At 60.5% G+C, this 21,396-nt stretch carries 18 protein-coding genes and 1 pseudogene; 12 read left to right on the top strand and 7 right to left on the bottom strand.

Features of this window, described 5'->3' with window-relative positions:
- Both R0J92_RS12185 and R0J92_RS12180 read right to left on the bottom strand, forming a co-directional pair.
- Nucleotides 1-249: pseudogene (locus tag R0J92_RS12185) on the bottom strand (hypothetical protein); the annotation flags it as partial.
- A 51-nt stretch (nt 250-300) separates the two neighbouring features.
- Entirely contained in the window at nt 301-1,011 is a 711-nt protein-coding gene (locus R0J92_RS12180) for a uroporphyrinogen-III synthase (protein ID WP_411051855.1), read from the bottom strand.
- 101 nt (nt 1,012-1,112) lie between these two features.
- On the opposite strand from R0J92_RS12180, the gene tsaD reads away from it, so the two are divergent.
- The 4 genes from tsaD to R0J92_RS12160 are packed head-to-tail and all read left to right on the top strand — an operon-like array spanning nt 1,113 to nt 3,865.
- The gene (tsaD, locus tag R0J92_RS12175) at nt 1,113-2,210 is read left to right on the top strand and encodes a tRNA (adenosine(37)-N6)-threonylcarbamoyltransferase complex transferase subunit TsaD (RefSeq protein ID WP_411051854.1); all 1,098 of its coding nucleotides are present in this window, start codon (nt 1,113-1,115) and stop codon (nt 2,208-2,210) included.
- Nucleotides 2,207-3,169 carry an NAD(P)H-dependent glycerol-3-phosphate dehydrogenase gene (locus tag R0J92_RS12170; RefSeq protein ID WP_411051853.1) on the top strand — a complete coding sequence of 321 codons (963 nt, stop codon included), beginning with the start codon at nt 2,207-2,209 and terminating at the stop codon, nt 3,167-3,169. Before tsaD ends, R0J92_RS12170 begins: the two co-directional genes overlap by 4 nt.
- 1 nt (nt 3,170) lies before the next feature.
- Entirely contained in the window at nt 3,171-3,443 is a 273-nt protein-coding gene (locus R0J92_RS12165) for a YciI family protein (protein WP_411051852.1), read from the top strand.
- A complete protein-coding gene (locus R0J92_RS12160; RefSeq protein ID WP_106162493.1) occupies nt 3,443-3,865 on the top strand; it encodes an EVE domain-containing protein in 423 nt (140 codons plus the stop codon). Before R0J92_RS12165 ends, R0J92_RS12160 begins: the two co-directional genes overlap by 1 nt.
- Nucleotides 3,866-4,318: 453 nt before the next feature.
- Here R0J92_RS12160 and R0J92_RS12155 read toward each other — a convergent pair whose 3' ends face one another.
- Both R0J92_RS12155 and ahcY read right to left on the bottom strand, forming a co-directional pair.
- Nucleotides 4,319-4,660, bottom strand: a complete 342-nt coding sequence (locus tag R0J92_RS12155) for a DUF2853 family protein (protein WP_411051851.1) — start codon at nt 4,658-4,660, stop codon at nt 4,319-4,321.
- A 230-nt stretch (nt 4,661-4,890) separates the two neighbouring features.
- Nucleotides 4,891-6,276 carry an adenosylhomocysteinase gene (gene ahcY, locus R0J92_RS12150; RefSeq protein WP_106162491.1) on the bottom strand — a complete coding sequence of 462 codons (1,386 nt, stop codon included), beginning with the start codon at nt 6,274-6,276 and terminating at the stop codon, nt 4,891-4,893.
- Nucleotides 6,277-6,644: 368 nt separating this feature from the next.
- Here ahcY and R0J92_RS12145 point away from each other — a divergent pair, with 368 nt between their 5' ends.
- Entirely contained in the window at nt 6,645-7,241 is a 597-nt protein-coding gene (locus tag R0J92_RS12145) for an HD family hydrolase (RefSeq protein WP_317384831.1), read from the top strand.
- A gap of 14 nt (nt 7,242-7,255) precedes the next feature.
- Here R0J92_RS12145 and R0J92_RS12140 read toward each other — a convergent pair whose 3' ends face one another.
- The 3 genes from R0J92_RS12140 to R0J92_RS12130 form a co-directional block, all read right to left on the bottom strand.
- Nucleotides 7,256-8,407, bottom strand: coding sequence for a glycosyltransferase family 61 protein (locus tag R0J92_RS12140; protein ID WP_411051850.1), 1,152 nt, complete (start codon nt 8,405-8,407; stop codon nt 7,256-7,258).
- A 74-nt stretch (nt 8,408-8,481) separates the two neighbouring features.
- Nucleotides 8,482-9,036, bottom strand: a complete 555-nt coding sequence (locus R0J92_RS12135) for an ActR/PrrA/RegA family redox response regulator transcription factor (RefSeq protein WP_411051849.1) — start codon at nt 9,034-9,036, stop codon at nt 8,482-8,484.
- 81 nt (nt 9,037-9,117) lie between these two features.
- The gene (locus tag R0J92_RS12130; protein ID WP_317384833.1) at nt 9,118-9,741 is read right to left on the bottom strand and encodes an SCO family protein; all 624 of its coding nucleotides are present in this window, start codon (nt 9,739-9,741) and stop codon (nt 9,118-9,120) included.
- 119 nt (nt 9,742-9,860) lie between these two features.
- Here R0J92_RS12130 and regB point away from each other — a divergent pair, with 119 nt between their 5' ends.
- The 7 genes from regB to addA all read left to right on the top strand — a co-directional run bounded on the left by regB (nt 9,861) and on the right by addA (nt 21,382).
- Nucleotides 9,861-11,258, top strand: a complete 1,398-nt coding sequence (gene regB / locus R0J92_RS12125; RefSeq protein WP_106162486.1) for a sensor histidine kinase RegB — start codon at nt 9,861-9,863, stop codon at nt 11,256-11,258.
- Nucleotides 11,259-11,344: 86 nt separating this feature from the next.
- Entirely contained in the window at nt 11,345-12,895 is a 1,551-nt protein-coding gene (locus R0J92_RS12120) for a PAS-domain containing protein (protein ID WP_106162485.1), read from the top strand.
- Between the two features lie 41 nt (nt 12,896-12,936).
- Nucleotides 12,937-13,413: a tRNA (adenosine(37)-N6)-threonylcarbamoyltransferase complex ATPase subunit type 1 TsaE gene (gene tsaE, locus R0J92_RS12115; RefSeq protein WP_411051848.1), complete on the top strand. Its 477-nt coding sequence runs from the start codon at nt 12,937-12,939 to the stop codon at nt 13,411-13,413.
- Nucleotides 13,410-14,408: an aminoglycoside phosphotransferase family protein gene (locus R0J92_RS12110; RefSeq protein ID WP_411051847.1), complete on the top strand. Its 999-nt coding sequence runs from the start codon at nt 13,410-13,412 to the stop codon at nt 14,406-14,408. The genes tsaE and R0J92_RS12110 overlap by 4 nt, the downstream gene beginning before the upstream one ends.
- On the top strand, nt 14,405-15,094 hold the full coding sequence (locus R0J92_RS12105; RefSeq protein ID WP_411051846.1) for a nucleotidyltransferase family protein: 690 nt from the start codon (nt 14,405-14,407) through the stop codon (nt 15,092-15,094). The genes R0J92_RS12110 and R0J92_RS12105 overlap by 4 nt, the downstream gene beginning before the upstream one ends.
- Nucleotides 15,087-18,020: a double-strand break repair protein AddB gene (gene addB, locus R0J92_RS12100; protein ID WP_411051845.1), complete on the top strand. Its 2,934-nt coding sequence runs from the start codon at nt 15,087-15,089 to the stop codon at nt 18,018-18,020. Before R0J92_RS12105 ends, addB begins: the two co-directional genes overlap by 8 nt.
- On the top strand, nt 18,017-21,382 hold the full coding sequence (gene addA / locus R0J92_RS12095) for a double-strand break repair helicase AddA (protein WP_411051844.1): 3,366 nt from the start codon (nt 18,017-18,019) through the stop codon (nt 21,380-21,382). The genes addB and addA overlap by 4 nt, the downstream gene beginning before the upstream one ends.
- Nucleotides 21,383-21,396 lie beyond the last annotated feature (14 nt).

The following is a 21,396-nucleotide window of genomic DNA, read 5'->3' as shown; positions in this document are numbered from 1 at the left end:
CTCGGTCTCGGTCTCGGTCTCGGTCTCGGTCTCGGTCTCGGTCTCGGTCTCGGTCTCGGTCTCGGTCTCGGTCTCGGTCTCGGAAAGAGGAACTTCGGTTTCAGCAAAGTCGTCAAGCTCTTCCGTGGCAAGACGCTCCTCGATCTCTTCTGCGCCAACGTCGGGAGTTACGGTGTCCTGATGAACGTCAGCCCGTGACGTTTCTGGATCCGGTTTCACCGTGTCGCCGGATTTCTTGTCTTCAGCCACAGTGGCCTCCCCCCGATTCCCCAAACATGCTCAATACGATACGCACCGACCCTATTCCTTGGGTGCGTCTCTCTCAACCCAAAGCACCGACTGTGCGACATCGCGCAGCAAATCCGCCATTGCTTCAGCCGTAGGTGCTTTACTTACTTTTAGCGCAACACTTTGCAAGCGCGGCATGGCCTGCGCCACAGCGTCACTCATCGCAATCAGTGTTAAATGCGCGGTTTTCGGACATAAGCTTGCAAAATGTGCGGCGTTACGTGGTGAGAAAAGCGGTACGATCAGGGGGATTTGCGCCCCCAGTGCCTGTTCTGCCTCGGCGCTGAGAGGTTGCAGATCCTGACGATAGATCACCTGTCCCCTGCAAGGGAGCCCCCCCTCTACCAAACGGTCCACCACGGCCCCACGGGTGTATTCTCCGTGCAGATGCAACAGCGTTCCTGACGGCCGGGCTGCAAACAAATTCGCGACCAGTGCATCCGCGGTTTCTCCGCTAAAACGCGCATCCCAACCAGCTGATAACGCAGCTTCTGTCGTGCGCTGACCCACACAATAGGCAACTTGACGCTCGGCCATGCGCTCTGACGCCACGCGCACGCCCGCACCGGAGGTGAAAACAACCGCTGTCGTATCGTCAAGTTTCAGCGTCGACGGCAACGCGGTGATTTCCATCAGTGGGGAATGTATAACGCGCAGATCCGACAGCAGATCCGCAGGCAGAAGATCAAGAAACCGCTGAGCCGCGTCGCGCGGTCGCGTCATCAACAGGGCCGGCCCGTTTGTCTTCACCTGCGCGCTCCCGGGATTGTTTGCATCACCTCTTGGTGGTAGCCCCGCAGCACAGAGGATGCAACGGTAGGCCCATGACCCAAACGCTGACGCTACTTGGATTGGAAAGCAGCTGCGATGACACTGCGGCGGCTATTGTGCGCCAAAAGACAGATGCGCGCGCAGAGATCCTGTCATCGGTGGTCTTTGGCCAAACCGCACTGCACAGCGCCTTTGGCGGCGTGGTGCCGGAGATCGCTGCCCGCGCCCATGCGGAAAAGCTCGACAGCTGCGTGCGTGATGCGCTGACAAACGCTCAATTGACGCTGGACGACCTCGACGCAATCGCCGTGACCGCCGGACCGGGCTTGATCGGTGGTGTAATGTCGGGCGTGATGTGCGCCAAGGGGATTGCCGCTTCAAAGGGCCTGCCACTGGTCGGGGTCAATCACCTTGCGGGCCATGCGCTGACGCCGCGCCTGACGGATAATATCGCCTATCCTTATCTGATGCTGCTGGTCTCCGGTGGCCATTGCCAATACCTGATCGTCCGCGGGCCAGAGGCGTTTTCGCGGCTCGGCGGAACCATTGACGATGCCCCGGGTGAAGCCTTTGACAAGACCGCACGTCTGCTCGGCTTGCCGCAACCCGGTGGCCCCTCGGTACAGGCCGAGGCGGAACACGGAGATCCCAAACGGTTCCGCTTTCCCCGCCCGCTGCTGGACCGCCCGGATTGCAACCTATCCTTTTCCGGGCTGAAGACTGCATTGATGCGGATGCGGGATCAGATCGTGGCCGAGAAAGGCGGGCTGACCCGACAGGACCGCGCCGACCTCTGCGCCGGATTTCAGGACGCCATTGTCGACACGCTGGTGAAGAAAACCCGTCGCGCGCTGGATCTCTACCTTGCCGAAAATCCTTCTGCTCCGACTTTGGCCGTGGCCGGAGGCGTTGCTGCCAACACTGCGATCCGAGGGGGACTAATGACGCTTTGTGCCGAGTTAGAGACTGATTTCATGGCGCCCCCCTTGGCGCTCTGCACCGACAATGCCGCGATGATCGCCTATGCGGGGCTGGAGCGCTTTCGCAACGGGGCACGCGATGGCATGGACCTGATGGCCCGTCCCCGCTGGCCGCTGGATCAGACCAGCCCGGCCCTCATCGGCAGTGGCAAGAAAGGGGCAAAGGCATGAGCGTCGCGGTTCTTGGAGCCGGGGCATTTGGCACCGCCCTGGCTATCTCTCTGGCCCGCAAGGCCCCGGCAACGCTCTGGTGCCGAGACGCCGATCACGCGACTGAGATGCAGGCCGCACGCGAAAACAGCCGCCGTTTGCCCGGCGCTCCCCTGCCCGATGGGCTGACCGTGACCTCGGATGACAGCAGCTTTGAGGCGCATGACACGCTGCTCCTTGCCGTACCGATGCAAAAGATGCGCGCGTTTCTGATGCAACATCGCGCAGTGCTGGCCAACAAGACTCTGGTGGCCTGCTGCAAGGGGATCGAACTGGACAGCGGGCTTGGTCCGGTCTCCGTCCTGCGCGAAGCGGTGCCAGAGGCCACGGCAGCATTGCTGACCGGCCCCAGCTTTGCCGCCGACATCGCCCAGGGCCTACCCACCGCGCTGACCGTGGCCTGCGCGCCGGACGGCATGGGTGAAACCCTGCAAACCACGCTGTCGACCAGTAACCTGCGCCTCTACCGCACCACCGATCTGGTGGGGGCAGAGATTGGTGGTGCACTGAAGAACGTCATCGCCATCGCATGCGGTGCCGTCATCGGCGCTCAGCTGGGCGACAGCGCCCGTGCCGCGCTGATGACCCGCGGCTATGCCGAAATGCAGCGATTGGCGCTGGAACGCGGGGCAAAACCCGCAACGCTTGCGGGCCTGTCGGGGTTCGGCGACCTCACGCTCACCTGCAGCTCCGAGCAGTCGCGCAATTTCCGCCTTGGGCTCAGCCTTGGGCGGGGCGAAGAATTTGATCCCGCAATCACCGTTGAAGGTGCAGCCACCGCCCGGGCCACCGCGCAAGCTGCCCAGAAGATGGGGCTGGAGATGCCGATCACGCAAACGGTAACCAATTTGCTGGATCAAAGGTTGACGATTGCCGAGGCTGTGGATCAATTACTTAAAAGACCACTCAAAGAGGAATAAAATGCTCATTGCATTGATTGCCCGCGACAAACCGGATCACCTGCAAACTCGTCTCGACAACCGCACGGCGCATCTCGCCTATATCGAGGAGACCGGCGTGGTGGCGCAAGCGGGCCCTCTACTCGATCAAGCTGGCGAGATGGTCGGCTCCCTCATTATCCTTGACGTAGATGACATGGCCGCAGGTGAGGCCTGGGCCGCGAACGATCCCTACAACAAGGCCGGATTGTTCGAGGCCGTCGAGCTGATCACATGGAAGAAGGTCATCGGCTGATGGCGTATTGGCTGTTCAAATCCGAACCGAACACCTGGGGCTGGGACGATCAGCTTGCCAAGGGGGACGCGGGCGAGGAATGGGACGGCGTACGCAACTATCAGGCCCGGAACTTCATGCGCGAGATGAAACTGGGGGATCGCGGCTTCTTCTATCACTCGCTGAAGGAAAAATCTGTCGTCGGTATCGTCGAGGTCTGCACCGAGATCCACCCCGACAGCTCCACCGAGGACCCGCGCTGGGAATGCGTAGACATCAAGGCGGTGCGGGCCTTCACCCAGCCGGTCACGCTGGAGCAGATCAAGGCTAATTCGGCGCTGGTAGACATGGTATTGGTGAAAAACTCCCGCCTTTCCGTGCAGCCAGTTACAGATGCAGAATGGCAGGAGATCTGTAAGATGGGGAAAACAAAGGCAGATTAACAGGACTGGTTATTCTGTCACTCCCGCCTCTAGCCTAGCCTCACGGGTAGGGTGCAAGATCATGAACCTTCTCTACGCATTCACAGTCGCCTGAGCGGGTTTGGGCTGCGGTCTTTCTTTATCATGGCTTGGATTGCGTCCATCTACATTTGCGGCATACGCTCAAGGATGCCGACACACATTGAAGATGGCTATGCATTTATCGCCGATACGATTATCGGATCTGCACTGACGCACCCAAGCCGCAATGACAAAAGGCCGCTGACTGATGCCGCGGCCTTCTGCACACTCGACGCCCACTCCCACCGCGCACGTCCAAAGATATTCTCGCGCAAGTTGCGCTTACCTTCTTCTTACCTCGGTAGAGCTGTGCACGGCAATTGGCGCGACATTGCAAAGTCATTAAAACCCGACTGAACTGGTAGGCGCTCGTGGCGAATTGCCTGAACAAAGTTAGCCGTAGACAGCCTCTTTGCCGAAATGTTTGGTCAGCATGTAGTAGACGACAGCGCGATATTTATTGCGCTCGGATTTTCCGTAGGTTTCGACCACCTTGTTGATTGCATCCAAGAGCTCTGGGCCATCCGGCAACCCCAGTTTCTTGATCAGGAAGTTCGCCTTGACCGTTTCCAGCTCCTCGGGTTGGCTGGACGCCACAGTGGATGCATCCGCATTGTAAATCGCGGGCCCACACCCAATTGTCACCTTGGAAAGAAGGTCCATATCCGGGTCCATACCGCATTTGGTTTTCAGATCGTCCGCATATTGCGCAATCAGGTCTTCACGCTTTCCCATCGTCACATTCTCCTGTCTTTGGCCTTCTGCATCTTTGGCAGAGTTATAGTGACCTGACGGTAGGAGGGTTTCTGAAGCCAACAAAGGGGTTTTTCTTCGAGTTCGGTGTCAGAAATGCGCAGCGGGATGGTGGGCGGGGCAATGTTCCGCGAGAACGAGCGCCGGACAGCATCACACAAAAAACCCGGCGCGAAACGCCGGGTTTTCCAATTTTCCAAATGTCTCACTACTCAGTAGCGGTAGTGCTCCGGCTTGAACGGACCTTCGGGTTTTACGCCGATATAGGCTGCCTGCTCCGGTGTCAGTTTGGTCAGTTTTGCCCCGACACGCTCCAGATGCAGTGCCGCGACCTTCTCATCGAGATGCTTGGGCAGGATATAGACCTTATTGTCGTAATCATCACCACGAACCCAAAGCTCGATCTGCGCCAGAACCTGGTTGGTGAAGGACGCCGACATCACAAACGACGGGTGACCGGTGGCATTACCGAGGTTAAGCAGGCGACCCTCGGACAGCAGAATGATCCGATTGCCCGAAGGCATCTCGACCATATCCACCTGTTCCTTGATGTTGGTCCACTTGTGATTCTTCAGGTTGGCGACCTGAATTTCATTGTCGAAGTGGCCAATATTGCCAACGATGGCCATGTCCTTCATCTCACGCATATGCTCAATGCGCAGGATGTCCTTGTTGCCGGTGGTGGTGATGAAGATATCCGCATCCAGCGCTTCTTCCAGCAAGACCACCTCATAGCCGTCCATCGCAGCCTGCAGCGCGCAGATCGGATCTGCTTCGGTCACTTTGACACGCGCGCCAGCGCCACTCAAGGACGCAGCAGAGCCTTTGCCCACGTCGCCATAACCACAGACAACGGCAACCTTTCCTGCCATCATTGTATCGGTGGCGCGGCGGATGCCGTCCACGAGGCTCTCTTTACAGCCGTATTTGTTGTCGAACTTCGACTTGGTGACAGAATCGTTCACGTTGATCGCCGGGAAGGGCAGCTGGCCCTGTTTCACCAGCTCATAGAGACGGTGAACACCGGTAGTGGTCTCTTCCGATACGCCTTTGATCTGATCGCGCATCTTGGTGAACCAGCCGGGGGATTGCTCCATCCGCTTCTTGATCTGCGCTTTGATCGCTTCTTCTTCTTCGGAGGTGGGCACCGAAATCACGTCTTCGCCCGCTTCAGCGCGCGCGCCCAACAGAATGTAGAGTGTCGCATCGCCACCATCGTCGAGGATCAGGTTTGGCCCCTCCGGGAACTGGAATGACTTGTCGAGGTAGTCCCAGTGTTCTTCCAGGCTCTGACCCTTGATCGCAAAGACCGGCACGCCCGCCTCGGCGATCACCGCGGCTGCGTGATCCTGCGTCGAGAAGATGTTGCAGGAAGCCCAGCGCACGTCAGCGCCCAGCGCCACCAGGGTTTCGATCAGGACGGCGGTCTGGATCGTCATATGCAGCGAGCCGACGATGCGAGACCCTTTCAGGGGCTTCTCTTCACCGTACTCTTTGCGCAGCGCCATCAGGCCCGGCATTTCGGTCTCAGCGATGTCCAGCTCTTTGCGGCCAAAGCCCGCCAGCGAAATGTCCTTGACGATGTAATCTCCGGCCATTTTCTGCTCCGTATAAATGTTCCACAGGTACTTGGGTCGTGAGGTAACACCCCAATGGTTTACAAGCAACGAAGATGGGTGAGTGTTGGCGCGCCCTACTCTGGAACCAAGACAGAGCAGCGATAAGCCGCCTGAGAATCTCTGAGGTCCCAGAAACGTCAGTGGCGCCAGAAATTGGTCGCACCTCCCTCACCACAGTCACTCCGAACTCTGACGAAACCACGCGCGGATGCAACGAGGCCAATCACCGCAAAGCCAAGGTTCACAGGAGCTGGATTACTCCTCCCTTCCACAGCATTGCACTGTGGGTTTGCAACCGCAGTCCGACCGGGATAGCTAGGACCAGTTGCGACTACGACGGATTTATCATGGCCCCGAAACCTCCACGCGCCTGGCAACGCATGTTGTCCGGACGCCGCCTCGATCTGCTGGACCCGACTCCTGTTGATATCGAAATTGAGGATATCGCCCACGGCCTTGCTTTTGTGGCGCGCTGGAACGGTCAGACACGGGGTGACTTTGCCTATTCCGTCGCCGAACATTCGTTGCTGGTGGAGAATATCCACGGTCGCATGTTCCCCAAGGCCCCCCTCAAATGGAAGCTTGCGGCCCTTCTGCATGACGCACCGGAATACGTGATCGGCGACATGATCTCTCCGGTGAAAGCTGCTGTTGGGTCGGGCTACGGCGATCTCGACGCTCGACTAACGGCTGCAATCCACATTCGCTTTGGCCTGCCCGCCACCCTGCCAAAGACGGTAAAAGCGCAAATCAAACGGGCCGACAAGGTGTCAGCCTGGATGGAAGCGGTTCAAATCGCGGGGTTTTCCGAAAGCGAGGCCACAAAGATCTTCGGCAGACCAAACGCAGATCTGATTGACGATCTTGATATTCACCTCAGACCACCTGTGGACGTCCGGCGGGATTTCGTTGCCCGCCACGAAGAGCTGCTATGCCAGCTCTAAATCTCGTCTAGTAATCAGCTTCGGCTTTTTTCGGCTTCACGGGCCTGTCGACGGGCCTTCCGCGCCGCCCTTCGGGCGCGCCGCTCTGCGCGCTCAGCCTGTTCGCGGGCTTGCCGGAACTCCGGCGACTCTACAAATCGGTTACTCTTGATGCCTTTGTCCGTCAGCACCTGCTCACGCGCCGCGTCATCCAGAACAGGCCAATCACCATCACCTGAGATGAAACCACCCGCCTTCAACTGACGCCCGATCAGGGAGTGGTCCAGCTCCCCAAAGCTCAACCGGCTGGAGCGTTGGTTGTTCTTGGGGACCCATTCGGTGCGCAGCGCTCCGATCACCAAAGGATCGCATTTGCAGAAGTGACGGACGTTGTTCGTCAGCAAGGTATGCGCCGTGGACTTGCGCCGCAGCACCATGGCGACCTTCTGGTCCGGCCGCCCAACCATTGCAAAGAGGTGCAGCGCAGAGCCATCAGCGGCAATAACATATTTTGCCGCCTTGTAGCGGGCCAATTGGGCGCTCAGGCTGTGCTCCTGCGGGTGATAGATTTCATAGCCCTCAGCAGCCAGATAGTCTTCCATCTGCTCCTCACCAAGCAGGCCGCCTTTGCCCAGTCCTAATTTTGAGCGAGAAATATAGAGCTTTTCGGGACCTTCAGGGCGCACATCGCGCGCAAACCGCGCATGTATCGCGTTCCGGTACTTTGGCGTCGCCTCGGTAATCGCGCCCAGACCGAAGCCCTGACCGGGCACCACCAACTCCTCTACCTGCGCCGGATCTGCGGCAACACGGATCCCAAGCCCCTCCTGCATCAGGCCCAGGAATTCCGAGTGAAACCCACGCACCTGATCCCGCACGGCCGGGCGCTTGGGAATGAAGAGCACGCCATCCACCGGTGTGTCCAAGTTCTCCAATGCCCAGAGGCGCGCCGTGCTCTCCACCAGGAAATGCCCGAAATGCGCCCAAAGCACGCCTCCCCAGAGCCAGCGACCTGGAATTTTCTCCGCGACATTCTGCGGCATCTCGGGTTCGGTCGTGATTGCGCGGTGCCGTCGCCATAGCGCCCCCTGTGGGCAATAGCTGCCATCCGCGTGTAAAACGCCTGCGGCCTGCACCATGCTGCTCTCCACTGGCGGCACGACAATGGCGCCGAGCAGGGTTGTCATGGATTCCGACCATCCGCCCTTCGGCGAGGGTAATACCGTCGGATCCAAATCGCCACGCATGGTCATCGGCAACCCTACTTTGGACTACGCTTGGCAAGGATGCGTTGCAGTGTACGTCGATGCATGTTCAGGCGCCGCGCGGTTTCTGACACATTGCGATCACACAGCTCATACACCCGCTGGATATGTTCCCAGCGCACCCGGTCCGCGCTCATCGGGTTGTCCGGTGGTGGCGGCAGCGCATCATCCCCTGCGAGAAGCGCATTGGTGATGTCCGTGGCATCTGCCGGCTTTGACAGGTAGTCAGTCGCACCGATTTTCACCGCGGCCACCGCAGTGGCGATCGCGCCATAGCCCGTCAGTACGACGATGCGGCTGTCGGGACGTTTTTCCCGCAGAACCTCCACCACATCGAGGCCATTTCCATCCTCAAGACGCAAATCCACCACGGCATAGGCCGGCGGTCGTGCAGAGACGATCGCTTGTCCTGAGGCAACTGAATCCGCGGTCTCAACTGCAAAACCACGTTTCTCCATTGCCTTGGCCAACCGGCGCAGAAATGGCTCGTCATCATCGACCAACAGTAGCGAGGGATCAGGTCCAATTGCGGACTGTACTGCTTCGGCCATTCACTTTCCTTCCAGCGTCAAGCGCATTTGTTATTTGAGATACTACGTCGCGGATCCGAAACGTCAAATCTCTGCTGTGCATTAGCTGTTGTCGATGAAACAGGCGACGCGATCCGCCATCTGTTCGGGCGTCACGTCGCGACGGAAAAAATCCACAAAACCATGTTCGGGCAGCACGAGGTAGGACATGGTCGTGTGATCCACGAGATAGTAGTCCTCATCCCCGTCCTGGGCCTTGTAATAGGTCTTATAAGCTTGGCTGGCGGCTTTCACCTGTTCAGGTGACCCGGTGAGACCGATCATTTTCTCGTGCAGGTTAAAGGCAAAATCTCCAACCACTTCTGGTGTGTCACGCTTGGGGTCGATCGAGATGAAGACCGGCGTGGTCGAGTAGCCCTTATCAGACAGCACATCCACCGCTTCAGCATTGCGCGCTGTATCGAGCGGGCAGACGTCCGGACAAAATGTATATCCGAAATAAAGAATCGAAGGTTCGGTGATCACATCCGTGTCGGTCACGGTTTCGCCTTTTGCATTCACCAATTCAAAAGGCCCGCCAATAGCACCGCTGCCACCTGCGACCGCACTCGCCCGGCATTGCGCGAATGCATCGTCCGAACCGCTCCCGCGCAGGGTCATGTACCAAACGCCACCCAGCACAGCGACGATGCCAGCGAACGCCAGAATTGCAATATTTCGAACCATGTCTCGTTTCCTCATAGAGCTGCACGGGGTAGACACGCTGGGAAGACGTGCCGCAGTTGAACCCGGTTGGCGCTAGACCTATCAACAATTACCGGCGATGCAACGGGAGCAAACGTCACATGAGCGAAACCACTTTTGGATTGATGGGTGGCCAGGAACGCAGCCATTGGATTCGCCTGCGCACGTTGATCGTATTACGCTGGGTCGCGATCATCGGCCAAGCTACGGCGATCATCGCGGCGCAAACACAGTACAACCTGCAACTTTCGGTATTGCCTTGCTATTTCGCGATCGGAGTCTCGGCTCTGGCCAATCTGGTTGCGCTCATCGTGTTTCCGGAAAACAAGCGGCTGTCAGAGTTCCAGAACTTTCTGATGGTGCTGTTCGATCTGCTCCAGCTGTGCTTCCTGCTCTATATGACCGGAGGTCTGAACAACCCCTTTGCGCTGCTTGTTCTTGGCCCCGTGACAATCTCGGCCACCGTGATGGGGCTGCGATCAACCCTGATCATCGGGGCAAGTGCGATCTTCTTGGTTTCGCTCCTTGTTCCGCTGCATATCCCTTTGGAAACAGCAGAGGGAACAATCTTGCGCATGCCATCGCTGTTCGTCTTTGGCCACTGGTGTGCGCTGGTCATCGCCATCCTCTTTATCGGGGCGTATTCCTATCGGATCAGTGCAGAAATCCGGTCGATGTCCGATGCGCTGGCAGCAACGCAATTTGCCCTATCGCGCGAACAGAAGCTGACGGACCTCGGCGGTGTGGTTGCAGCAGCGGCTCATGAGCTCGGTACACCGCTTGCCACTATCAAGCTGACAAGTTCGGAGTTGATCGAGGAACTCGATGAGCTGCCCGAACTTCAGGAAGACGCACGGCTGATCCGTGAGCAGGCTGATCGCTGCCGTGACATCCTTCGGAGCATGGGGCGAACGGGCAAGGATGACCTGCATCTGCGTCAGACGCCTTTGTCCGCGTTGATGCATGAGGCTGCCGAACCACATTTTGACCGGGGCAAAGACATTCGCTTCAGTGAACATCCCGCTGACGAGGATGCGCTGCACCAGCCCAGCATTCTACGCAAACCAGAGATCATCCACGGGCTGCGCAACCTTGTGCAGAACGCCGTGGACTTTGCGCAAACGACAGTCTGGATCGAGCTGCATTGGAGCGCTGATCATATCACGGTGCGGATCTGCGATGATGGCAATGGATTCCCCGGCCATCTGCTTGGTCGTCTGGGTGACCCGTTCATGCGGCGGCGGTCAACGCATTCTGATCGCAGCAAACGCCCAGGATACGAAGGCATGGGTCTGGGCCTATTTATCGCAAAAACACTTCTCGAACGCACCGGTGCACGGCTGGAGTTTGCAAATGCGCGCGATGTTCGAATTTCTCATAATCTGGCGCCCTCGCAAAATGGCGCACTTGTCGTTGTCACGTGGCCCCGACGCAAAATCGATGCCATCAGCGGCGACACTCCGGTTCCAGCCGGAAAAAACGTCCCGTTACAATTTTAACAATTCACTTTTGGTAAACCAGTTAAACTTCGCTTAACCATTGTCAGAGAACATAAGGCTCAAGGAGAACAAGCGAGGCTGTGTCCATGCAAGATTTGATGTCCGTTGAGTGGTTTATTCTGGCGAGCCTTTGCATCGCCAGCGCAGCCGTTGCGGTCTGGTTCCTTAATCCAAAGACGGAACGCAAAGGCATGGAGCAGGATCTTCTGCTGGCCGATGGACGCACCGATGCCGTGTTCCTCTTCGACGATCAGACGCTGATTGCCTGGTCATCCGGTGCCCGCAAATTCCTTGGTGAAAATGCCGACGATTTCAGCTGGACCAAACTGCGCGACAAACTATCCCGCAGCTATCCTGGCCTGCCACAATCCCCCGGTTTTCTGCGCGATGTCGGATCTCTGACACTCTCCGGCACCGCAGAGGCAGACAGCCGCGAAGCCCATTGCGAGTGGATCGATGGCGTCACCCGCGTGCAATTGCGCCGCACCTCGACCGAGCTGGGTCAGGCGGGAGATGATCAGGAGCTGACAACCCTTCGCGCCGCCGTACACCAGGCCCCCTATCCGGTCTGGCTGCAGTCCGATGACGCCCGCGTGACCTGGACCAATCTCGCCTATGACCGTTTGAATCAGAAAATCCGTGGCCGCGGCAATGATACCTCGGCGCCTTTGTTTCCCAACCTCGATGCGCCGATGAACAGCGGTCGGCCAGAACGGGTCTCGATCGAGCTGCCGGAAACCGACAAGAAGCTCTGGTACAATGTCTCCACCACCGAGACCGAAGCCGGCTGGCTCTGCCACGCGATGGATGTGAATGCCGTTGTTGATGCGGAGGTGGCCCAGCGGAACTTTGTTCAGACCCTGGCCAAGACCTTTGCCCAGCTTTCGATCGGCCTGGCGATCTTTGACCGCAACCGCCAATTGGTGCTGTTCAACCCTGTATTGATCGACCTGACCGCGCTGCCCGCAAGCTTCCTCAGCTCACGCCCCAACATGATGTCCTTCTTTGACCGCCTGCGCGATCAGCGCATGATGCCGGAACCAAAGAACTATTCCAGCTGGCGTCACCAAATGGCGGATCTGCTCGAAGCCGCAGCTGAAGGACGTTATCAGGAAACTTGGTCGCTTCCCTCGGGATCGGTCTACTCGGTCTCTGGCCGTCCGCACCCCGACGGGGCTATCGCCTTCCTGTTTGAGGATATTACCGCAGAAATCACCCTGACCCGTCAGTTCCGTTCCGAACTGGAGCTTGGCCAGTCGATCCTCGATCACATTGACGATGCCTTTGCAGTCTTCGGCACCGATGGCAGCATGGTCTACTCCAACACCGCATACCATCACATGTGGAAGACCGACCCGGAAGCGAGCTTTGCCAAGGTCTCCATCGCCGATGCTTGCCGCACCTGGCAGGAGCTGTCGGGGCCAACCCCGACTTGGGGTGAGGTGCGCGATTTTGTCGCCGGTGGCACCGAAGATCACAGTGACTGGTGGTCGCGTGTGGAAATGCGCAACGGCGACCATATGATTTGCCGGGTTCAATCGCTGCAGAATGGCTCCACCATGGTGCGTTTCCAGAAGGTTGGCGCGCCACTGGCCCCGCCAGAACAAGAGCGGTTTGCCGCCTCGAAGGAAGCCTGAACCCGCTTGCGGAGCCTCGCGCGCAACGTCATTGTGGCGCCATGATACAGAGCTCCGCGACCTGCAGTTTGCCCAGCAGCGCTGCAACAACAGAACTGGCCCAACGCATCGCCCGGATCCTTCTTCCGGGCGATGTTGTCTTGCTTGAGGGACCGATCGGCGCGGGCAAGACGCATTTTGCCCGCAGCCTGATCCAGTCCTTGCTGGAAGTGCCCGAGGATGTGCCCTCTCCCACCTTCACGCTGGTGCAAACCTACGATGTGTCCTGCGGGGAACTTTGGCACGCGGATCTCTATCGTCTGTCGCATGTGGACGAGGTCGAGGAACTCGGCCTCATCACCGCCTTCGATGATGCGATCTGCCTGGTGGAATGGCCCGACCGGCTGGAAGAGTTGCGCCCGGACACGGCGCTGACTCTGCGCCTGTCGCTCGACGAGACCGCCGATGACGCGCGCCATGCTGAGCTGAGCTGGCAATCTGAGGGCTGGGCGCAACGTCTCGAAGGGATTCTCTCATGAGCACACGTAACGGTGAGATCACCGCGTTTCTGACCGCAAATGGTTATGACAGCTGGACGGCCAAACCGCTGGCAGGGGATGCCTCCAGCCGCCGCTACCAGCGGCTGACGTCGGAGAGGGGCGCCAGCGCCATCCTGATGGACTGGCCGCCCACAGACGGCGGCGACACCCGACCCTTTTCCGACCTGGCAGAGAACCTGCGTCACAAAGGCGTCTCCGCCCCGGAGATCATCGCCCGGGACCACGCGCGCGGGCTTTTGTTGATAGAAGATCTCGGAGACGCGCTCTTTACCGAGGTCATCGCGCAGGATTCCTCCGCCGAAATGCCGCTCTATCGGGCCGCGACCGATCTGCTGGTGCATCTGCAGGGCGCACCCGTGGCCGACCTGCCCCCACTTGGCCCCCGGACCATGGCCGAGATGACCTCGCTGGCCTTCAGCGAATATCGCCAGACCGTCCTTGGCGATCCGGCAGAGGGTGTGAACGCGCGATTTGAGAATCGGTTCGAGGATATCCTGCGCGAACATCTCCAAGGCGACATGGTGTTCGTGCATCGCGATTACCACGCTCAGAACCTGCTGTGGCTGCCCGAACGCGCGGGCATCGCGCGGGTCGGGGTGATTGATTTTCAGGACGCAAAGCTGGGGCATCGCGCCTACGATCTGGTGTCCCTGCTGCAGGACGCCCGTCGCGACGTGCCCGCCGGGGTCGAACTGCAGATGATCGATCATTACATCCACGCCACCAACATAGATGACTCGGCTTTCCGCAGCGCCTATGCGGTCATCGGAGTGCAACGCAATATGCGCATCCTTGGCATTTTTGCCCGCCTGTCGCAGAACGCGGGCAAGCACCACTATATCGACTACGTGCCACGGGTTTGGGCCCATTTCGAGCGCGGTCTGAACCATCCGGCCCTCGCACCCGTAGCGGAGGAGCTGCTAAGCGCCCTGCCCGCGCCCACACCCGACGCTCTGGAAAGGCTACGCGCATGAGCTCGCCCACCGCCGTGATGATCTTTGCCGCAGGGTTCGGAACCCGCATGGGCGCTCTGACAGCTGATCGGCCAAAGCCGATGATCCCCGTTGCAGGACGTCCCCTGATCGACCATGCGCTGGATCTGGCGACCGAGGTGCGTCCAGATCGCATCGTGGTCAATTCCCATTACAAGGCGGACGTCCTGCACGCCCATCTCGCACACCGCGACCTGCTGATCAGCCATGAGGCGGATCAGATCCTCGATACCGGCGGCGGATTGAAACAGGCGCGCCCGCTCCTCAACGCGAAGTCCGCCTATACTTTGAACCCAGATGTAACCTGGTCCGGCCCCAACCCGCTGCGCGTGTTGCAGGACATGTGGCGCCCGGACGATATGGATGCGCTACTTCTCTGCGTGCCGACGGCGCGAGCTGTCGGGCGGCTGGGTTCGGGAGATTTTTCCACCGATGAGGCCGGTCACATCAGCCGGGGCGGTGACCTTGTCTACACTGGTGCGCAAATTCTCAAACTGGATCATATGGACCGGGTGGCGGAGACGGTGTTTTCTCTCAACCGGCTTTGGGATCTGATGATCTCCGACACACGGGCATCCGCTGTGGAGTATCCCGGCCATTGGTGCGACGTCGGGCGCCCAGAAGGCGTCACCCTCGCAGAAGAGATGATGGCAGGCGCAAATGTTTGATCCAGACCACAGCACCCCGCGGCTGTTTGCCGTGCCCTGCGGTGTGGATTTTCCGCGCGCATTGGTCGACGGGCTCAGACAACGGTTCGCCGATCATCCGCCCGAGGCGCTGGCGCGGGTCGAACTGATCCTCAACACCGAACGGATGAGCCGCCGGGTGCGGCAGCTGTTCGACAGCGGGCCGGCGGGTCTCCTGCCACGAATATCGCTCCTCTCGGGTCTCAGCCGACAGGCCAACCTGCGCGGCCTGCCACCTGCCCTGCCGCCCCTGCGCCGCCGGTTGGAACTGTCGCAGCTGATCGCCAGATTGCTGGATGCGCAGCCGGATCTGGCCGCGCGCGCCTCGCTTTATGATCTCTCCGACAGCCTCGCCGAGCTGATCGACGAAATGCAAAGCGAGGGCGTCACCACAGACCAGATCCGTGCGCTGGATGTCTCTGATATGTCGGGGCATTGGAAACGGGCGCAGGATTTCATCGGGATCGCCGATCAGTTTGTGGACATGCATGAAAACGCGCTCGACGTGAACGCGCGCCAGCGGCAGGTGGTGCTGGACCTGATCGCTGAATGGCAGCGCAGGCCGCCGCAACATCCGATCATCCTCGCAGGCTCCACCGGGTCGCGCGGCACCACGCTGCTGCTGATGGAAGCGATCGCCCGCCTGCCGCAGGGCGCCGTGGTGCTGCCCGGGTTCGATTTCGACCAACCGGCAGAGGTCTGGGACACTCTGACCGATGGGCTGGTTGCCGAAGACCACCCGCAGTACCGGTTCTGCAAGCTGATGCGGGATCTGGACCTTGGGCCCCGGGGTATCCACCGCTGGGTCGACATGACGCCGCCCTCACTGCCGCGCAACCGTCTGGTGTCCCTCGCCCTGCGCCCGGCCCCGGTGACCGACGCCTGGATGAGCGAAGGCCCGCATTTGACGCAGCTTGATCAGGCGACCGAGGCACTGACCCTGATCGAGGCCGAAAGCCCACGCAGCGAGGCGCTGGCCATTGCCCTGCGCCTGCGCCAGGCCGCCGAGGACGGTCAAACCGCCGCGCTGATCACACCGGACCGGATGCTGACCCGGCAAGTCTCTGCAGCGCTGGACCGCTGGAACATCCTGCCCGACGATTCCGCCGGCCTGCCCCTTCAGCTCTCGCCGCCGGGGCGTTTTTTGCGCCATGTGGCGGATCTGTTCTGCCGACCACTGCAGGCCGACATGCTGCTGACCCTGCTGAAACACCCGCTGACCCATTCCGGCGAGGCGCGCGGACAGCACCTGTTGCACGCGCGCGATCTGGAACTGCACATGAGGCGCTATGGCCCGCCGTTTCCGGACCAAGACAGCCTGATCGCATTCGGCTCCACCCGAGATCTTCTGCCCGGTTGGGCCGGTTGGCTGGCCCGGAGCTTTGCAGGGCGAGACCTGTCCGGCAGCCGCGCCCTCAGCGATTGGGTCGCCGATCTTCGTCAAACTGCGGAGGTGATCGCTGCCGGATCGCAATCAGAGGGCACCGGCGAGCTGTGGGACAAGAAGGCGGGCATCGCCGCACGCGATGTGATCGACGAATTGCAGGCCGAGGCGCCCCATGGTGGCGACATGACCGCGCGTGATTTTGCCGACCTTCTCGGCGCGGTCTTGTCGCAGGGCGAGGTCCGAGACCGCGATGCCCCTTATGGGTCGATCCTGATCTGGGGCACGCTGGAGGCCCGTGTGCAGGGCGCGGATCTGGTGATCCTTGGCGGCTTGAACGAGGGCAGCTGGCCAGAGGCCGCACGCCCGGATCCCTGGCTCAACCGCAAGCTGCGACACGAAGCCGGGTTGCTGCTGCCGGAACGACGCATCGGCCTGTCGGCGCATGATTTCCAACAGGCGATCGCCGCGCCCGAAGTCTGGCTCACCCGGGCGGTACGGTCCGAAGAGGCCGACACCGTGCCCTCGCGCTGGCTCAACCGGCTGACAAATCTCCTAGGTGGTCTGCCAGATCAAGGCGGTCAAACCGCACTGTCGGCCATGCAGATGCGCGGTCAAGTCTGGCTCGACTGGGCCAGCGTGCTGGATGCGCCCCTGCCCACGCCACTCAGCCCGCGCCCCTCGCCGCGTCCGCCGGTTGCGGCACGGCCACGACGGTTGACCGTGACCGAGATCCCGAAACTGATCCGCGACCCTTACGCAATCTACGCCAAGCACGTGCTGCGCTTGCGGCCCGTCGACCCGCTGTTGCAGGAACCCGACGCATTGTTGCGTGGCACGGTAATCCACAAGGTATTGGAAGAGTTCATAAAATCGGCGCAAGAACGACCGGAAACCCTCTCGGCACAGGATTTCATTGAACAGTCACGCCGTATTCTTGAGGAGGATGTACCGTGGCCGGTCGCCCGCACCCTCTGGCTCACGCGACTGAAAAAGGTGGCCGATGATTTTGTGCGCGGTGAACACGAACGCCAGTCGCGCGCCCGCCCGTCGGGGTTTGAGAAATCCGGCAATGTGCGGCTAGATCCGCTCGATTTCGAAATCGCGGCCAAGGCGGATCGGATCGATGTCGACGACCGTGGGCTCTTGCATCTTTACGACTATAAAACCGGCGAACCGCCCTCGGAAAAACAGCAGAAGTCCTTTGAAAAACAGCTGCTGATCGAGACCGCAATGGCCGAACAGGGTGCATTTTCGGACTACGGTGCGGCCCGAGTGGAACGCGCACTCTATATCGGGCTGAAACCTCCCGTGAAAGAAGTCGCCGCGCCGATCCTTGATGAACCACCGGCCAAGGTCTGGGCGGAATTGCGCAGCCTGATCGAGGCCTATTTCGATGCTACCCAAGGATATAGCAGCCGCCGCATGGTACACCGCGATGACTTTGCCGGCGACTATGACCACCTCGCCCGCTACGGCGAATGGGACCGCAGTTCGGACCCGGTGCCTGAGGATCTGACATGAACCGCAACGCCGCCTCCGAAGCGCAGTTTCGCGCCGCCCGTCCCGATGCCTCCACCTGGCTTGCAGCCAACGCAGGATCCGGCAAGACCAAGGTACTGACAGACCGGGTTGCGCGGCTGTTGCTGCGCGGGGTAGAGCCGCAGCACATCCTGTGCCTGACCTACACCAAGGCCGCGGCCAGCGAGATGCAGAACCGATTGTTCCAGCGGCTCGGCGAATGGGCGATGCTGCCGGATACAAAACTGCGGGCCGCGCTGGTGGATCTGGGCGCAGAGGATGCGGCATTGGGGGACGGACTCGCACAGGCGCGAACGCTCTTTGCCCGTGCGATCGAGACCCCAGGCGGCCTCAAGATACAGACCATTCATTCGTTCTGTTCATCGCTCCTGCGGCGTTTCCCGCTGGAAGCCGGGGTGAGCCCACAGTTTTCGGAAATGGAAGATCGCGCCGCCGCGATGCTGCGGTCGGAGATCACCGAAGACATGGCGCAAGGGCCCGACGCGCATGTGGTTGAGGCCGCGTCCTATTACATCGGAGGGATGGATTTCGAGACGCTGACGGCAGAGATCTGCCGCCGACAAGCAGGTTTTAATCCCGATCTGAACCGCGACATGCTTGGCGAGGTATTTGATCTGCCGAAAGGCTACAATCTGGACGCGCTGACGGCTGAGGTGTTTCTGGGCAATGAGGCGGAGATCCTGTCGCGCACGGTGGAGATGCTGAAGACCGGCGGGGCCACAGACGGCAAGAACGCCGCGAAACTGGCGCGGATCACCGCGATCACGCCAGATGTGCTACCACTGCTGGAGGATGTTTTCCTCACCGGCAAGGGGGCAAAAGAACCGTTCAGCGCCAAGATCGGCAGCTTCCCCACCAAGAAACTGCGCGAGAGCCACGGCGTTCTGATGGACCAGCTGGAGCCTTTCATGGCGCGGGTGGAAACTGCCCGTCCGCGTCGCCTGGCCCTCGATGCGATGGACAAATCGCTGGTGCTGCATGATTTCGCCCGTGTGTTTCTGCCGGAATACGAGCGGCGCAAACAACTGCGCGGTTGGCTCGATTTTGACGATCTGATCGTCAAGGCACGCAACTTGTTGAATGATCCCGCTGTGGCGGCCTGGGTGCTGTACCGGCTGGATGGTGGCATCGACCATATCCTCGTGGACGAAGCACAGGACACCAGCCCGGTGCAATGGGACGTGGTGGAAAAGCTGGCGCAGGAATTCACTGCGGGCCTCGGCGCGCGTCAGGAGGTGGAGCGTACCATCTTTGTGGTCGGCGACAAGAAACAGTCGATCTATTCCTTTCAGGGCGCGGACCCGGACGCCTTTGACCGCATGCAGGCGGAATTTGGCCGCAGGCTGGAAGACACCGGCGACGGGCTGCAAAGCGCGAGCTTGGCGTTTTCCTTCCGCTCCTCGGCGGCGATCCTCGGGCTGGTCGACGTGGTGTTTGATGGGCAGGATCGCGCAGGCTTTGCGCAGGATGCCAAACACCAGGCCTTCAAATCCGACCTGCCGGGACGGGTGGACCTTTGGCCGCTGGTGGAAAAGACCGAGGACGAGGAGGATCGCGACTGGACCGATCCTGTTGATCGCCCCAGCCCGCGCCACCATGCGGTGATCCTGGCCGAACGCATCGCCGGGCAGATCAAGGAGATGATCGACAGCGGCGTGACCATCCCGGAAGACGGGGTCGAGCGCGGCACTTTCCAGCGTCGCCCCGTGCATGCCGGGGATTTCCTTATCCTGGTGCAGCGGCGGTCCGACTTGTTTTCCGAGATCATCCGCGCCTGCAAGGCGGCAAACCTGCCGATCGCTGGGGCGGACCGGCTAAAAGTGGGGGCGGAACTGGCGGTCAAGGACATCGCGGCACTGTTGCGGTTCCTCGCTCTGCCGGAGGATTCCCTCTCGCTGGCCGAAGCGCTGAAATCTCCGATCTTTGGTTGGAGCGAACAGATGTTGTTCGACCTCTCCCATCGACGCACGGACATGCACCTCTGGCCCGCCCTACGTGCGCGCGCCGAGGAGTTTCCTGAAACGATGGAGATCCTGAACGACCTGCGCGGGCAGGCCGATTTCCTGCGCCCCTACGATCTGATCGAACGCATCCTGACACGCCATCTGGGGCGGGCCAAACTGCTGGGCCGCCTTGGCACCGAAGCTGAGGATGGCATCAACGCGCTGCTGTCTCAGGCGCTGGCCTATGAGCGCACCGAAGTGCCCAGCCTCACTGGGTTTCTCGTATGGATGCAGACCGATGATCTGGAGATCAAACGCCAGATGGGCGCCGCCAGTGCGATGATCCGAGTGATGTCGGTGCATGGGTCCAAGGGGCTGGAAGCGCCGATCGTGATCCTGCCGGACACCACCAAACGCCGCCCCTCTCCCCCGTCCGAGGTGATGGAGGTCGCGGGGACGCCGCTTTGGCGGGTGAGCAGTGACCAGATGCCCCCCGCAATGGAGGCGGCCAAGGATTTTGCGCAGGAAAAACAGGCCAACGAACGGTTGCGGCTGCTCTATGTGGCGCTGACGCGGGCGGAAAAGTGGCTGATCGTGGCCGGGGCTGGTGATCTCGATAAGGGCGGTGACAGCTGGTATCAGCGGGTCGAGGCTGCAATGAAGACCATGGGCGCCCTGCCCTGTGATGCCCCAGGCGGCGAGGGGCTAAGGTGGGCGCATGGGGACTGGGACGCCCTGCCCTTCGTGCCCTCCGACCTGACCGAAGAAGACGAAATCACCCTGCCGGAGGTTTTCCGCCGCGCCGCGCCGCCCTATGTCGCGCCCGCGGCCACCCTGCGCCCCTCCGAGGATCTGGGCGGCGCAAAGGCCCTGCCCGGTGACAGCGGCCTCAGCGAAGACGAGGCCAAGGCGCGTGGAACCGCGCTGCATCTGCTGCTGGAACATCTGCCCGAGATGCCCGAAGCCGAATGGAACAGCCGCGCCGAACAGATCACCCGGCATGAGGACTGGCAGGCCCTGTTGATGGAGGCGCGTCAGGTTCTGTCTGCGCCGGGCTGCGCCGAGGTCTTTGCCACGGACGCCCTTGCCGAAGTTGTAATTTCAGCAGATCTGGGTGCTGCGCGACTGCACGGGGTCATCGACCGGCTTGTCGTGACACCGGAGCGTGTGCTGGCGGTGGATTTCAAATCCAATGCGGTGGTGCCGAGCGCCCCCGATGCCTGTCCCGAAGGCTTGTTGCGGCAGATGGGCGCCTATGATGCGGCGCTGCGCCAGATCTACCCGGACCGCAGAATCGAGACCGCAATCCTTTGGACGCGAACCGCCACTTTGATGCCGCTTCCGGTCACCTTGATCACACAGGCGCGTGAACGGGCTGGTTTCCAGCGACTGGAACCTTGACGCCGCCTGCCAGC

Source organism: Tritonibacter sp. SIMBA_163, assembly GCF_046535935.1.
In the GTDB taxonomy this organism is placed as follows: domain Bacteria; phylum Pseudomonadota; class Alphaproteobacteria; order Rhodobacterales; family Rhodobacteraceae; genus Epibacterium; species Epibacterium scottomollicae.
The sequence above is the reverse complement of the archived record's forward strand: the minus strand, read 5'-3'. Positions and strand labels throughout refer to the sequence as shown.

Bases quoted from the DNA above. Each gene is read 5' to 3' on its own strand.
- R0J92_RS12180 (WP_411051855.1), bottom strand. From the start codon at position 1,011: ATGACGCGACCGCGCGACGCGGCTCAGCGGTTTCTTGATCTTCTGCCT.
- tsaD (WP_411051854.1), top strand. From the start codon at position 1,113: ATGACCCAAACGCTGACGCTACTTGGATTGGAAAGCAGCTGCGATGAC.
- R0J92_RS12170 (WP_411051853.1), top strand. From the start codon at position 2,207: ATGAGCGTCGCGGTTCTTGGAGCCGGGGCATTTGGCACCGCCCTGGCT.
- R0J92_RS12165 (WP_411051852.1), top strand. From the start codon at position 3,171: ATGCTCATTGCATTGATTGCCCGCGACAAACCGGATCACCTGCAAACT.
- R0J92_RS12160 (WP_106162493.1), top strand. From the start codon at position 3,443: ATGGCGTATTGGCTGTTCAAATCCGAACCGAACACCTGGGGCTGGGAC.
- R0J92_RS12155 (WP_411051851.1), bottom strand. From the start codon at position 4,660: ATGGGAAAGCGTGAAGACCTGATTGCGCAATATGCGGACGATCTGAAA.
- ahcY (WP_106162491.1), bottom strand. From the start codon at position 6,276: ATGGCCGGAGATTACATCGTCAAGGACATTTCGCTGGCGGGCTTTGGC.
- R0J92_RS12145 (WP_317384831.1), top strand. From the start codon at position 6,645: ATGGCCCCGAAACCTCCACGCGCCTGGCAACGCATGTTGTCCGGACGC.
- R0J92_RS12140 (WP_411051850.1), bottom strand. From the start codon at position 8,407: ATGACAACCCTGCTCGGCGCCATTGTCGTGCCGCCAGTGGAGAGCAGC.
- R0J92_RS12135 (WP_411051849.1), bottom strand. From the start codon at position 9,036: ATGGCCGAAGCAGTACAGTCCGCAATTGGACCTGATCCCTCGCTACTG.
- R0J92_RS12130 (WP_317384833.1), bottom strand. From the start codon at position 9,741: ATGGTTCGAAATATTGCAATTCTGGCGTTCGCTGGCATCGTCGCTGTG.
- regB (WP_106162486.1), top strand. From the start codon at position 9,861: ATGAGCGAAACCACTTTTGGATTGATGGGTGGCCAGGAACGCAGCCAT.
- R0J92_RS12120 (WP_106162485.1), top strand. From the start codon at position 11,345: ATGCAAGATTTGATGTCCGTTGAGTGGTTTATTCTGGCGAGCCTTTGC.
- tsaE (WP_411051848.1), top strand. From the start codon at position 12,937: ATGATACAGAGCTCCGCGACCTGCAGTTTGCCCAGCAGCGCTGCAACA.
- R0J92_RS12110 (WP_411051847.1), top strand. From the start codon at position 13,410: ATGAGCACACGTAACGGTGAGATCACCGCGTTTCTGACCGCAAATGGT.
- R0J92_RS12105 (WP_411051846.1), top strand. From the start codon at position 14,405: ATGAGCTCGCCCACCGCCGTGATGATCTTTGCCGCAGGGTTCGGAACC.
- addB (WP_411051845.1), top strand. From the start codon at position 15,087: ATGTTTGATCCAGACCACAGCACCCCGCGGCTGTTTGCCGTGCCCTGC.
- addA (WP_411051844.1), top strand. From the start codon at position 18,017: ATGAACCGCAACGCCGCCTCCGAAGCGCAGTTTCGCGCCGCCCGTCCC.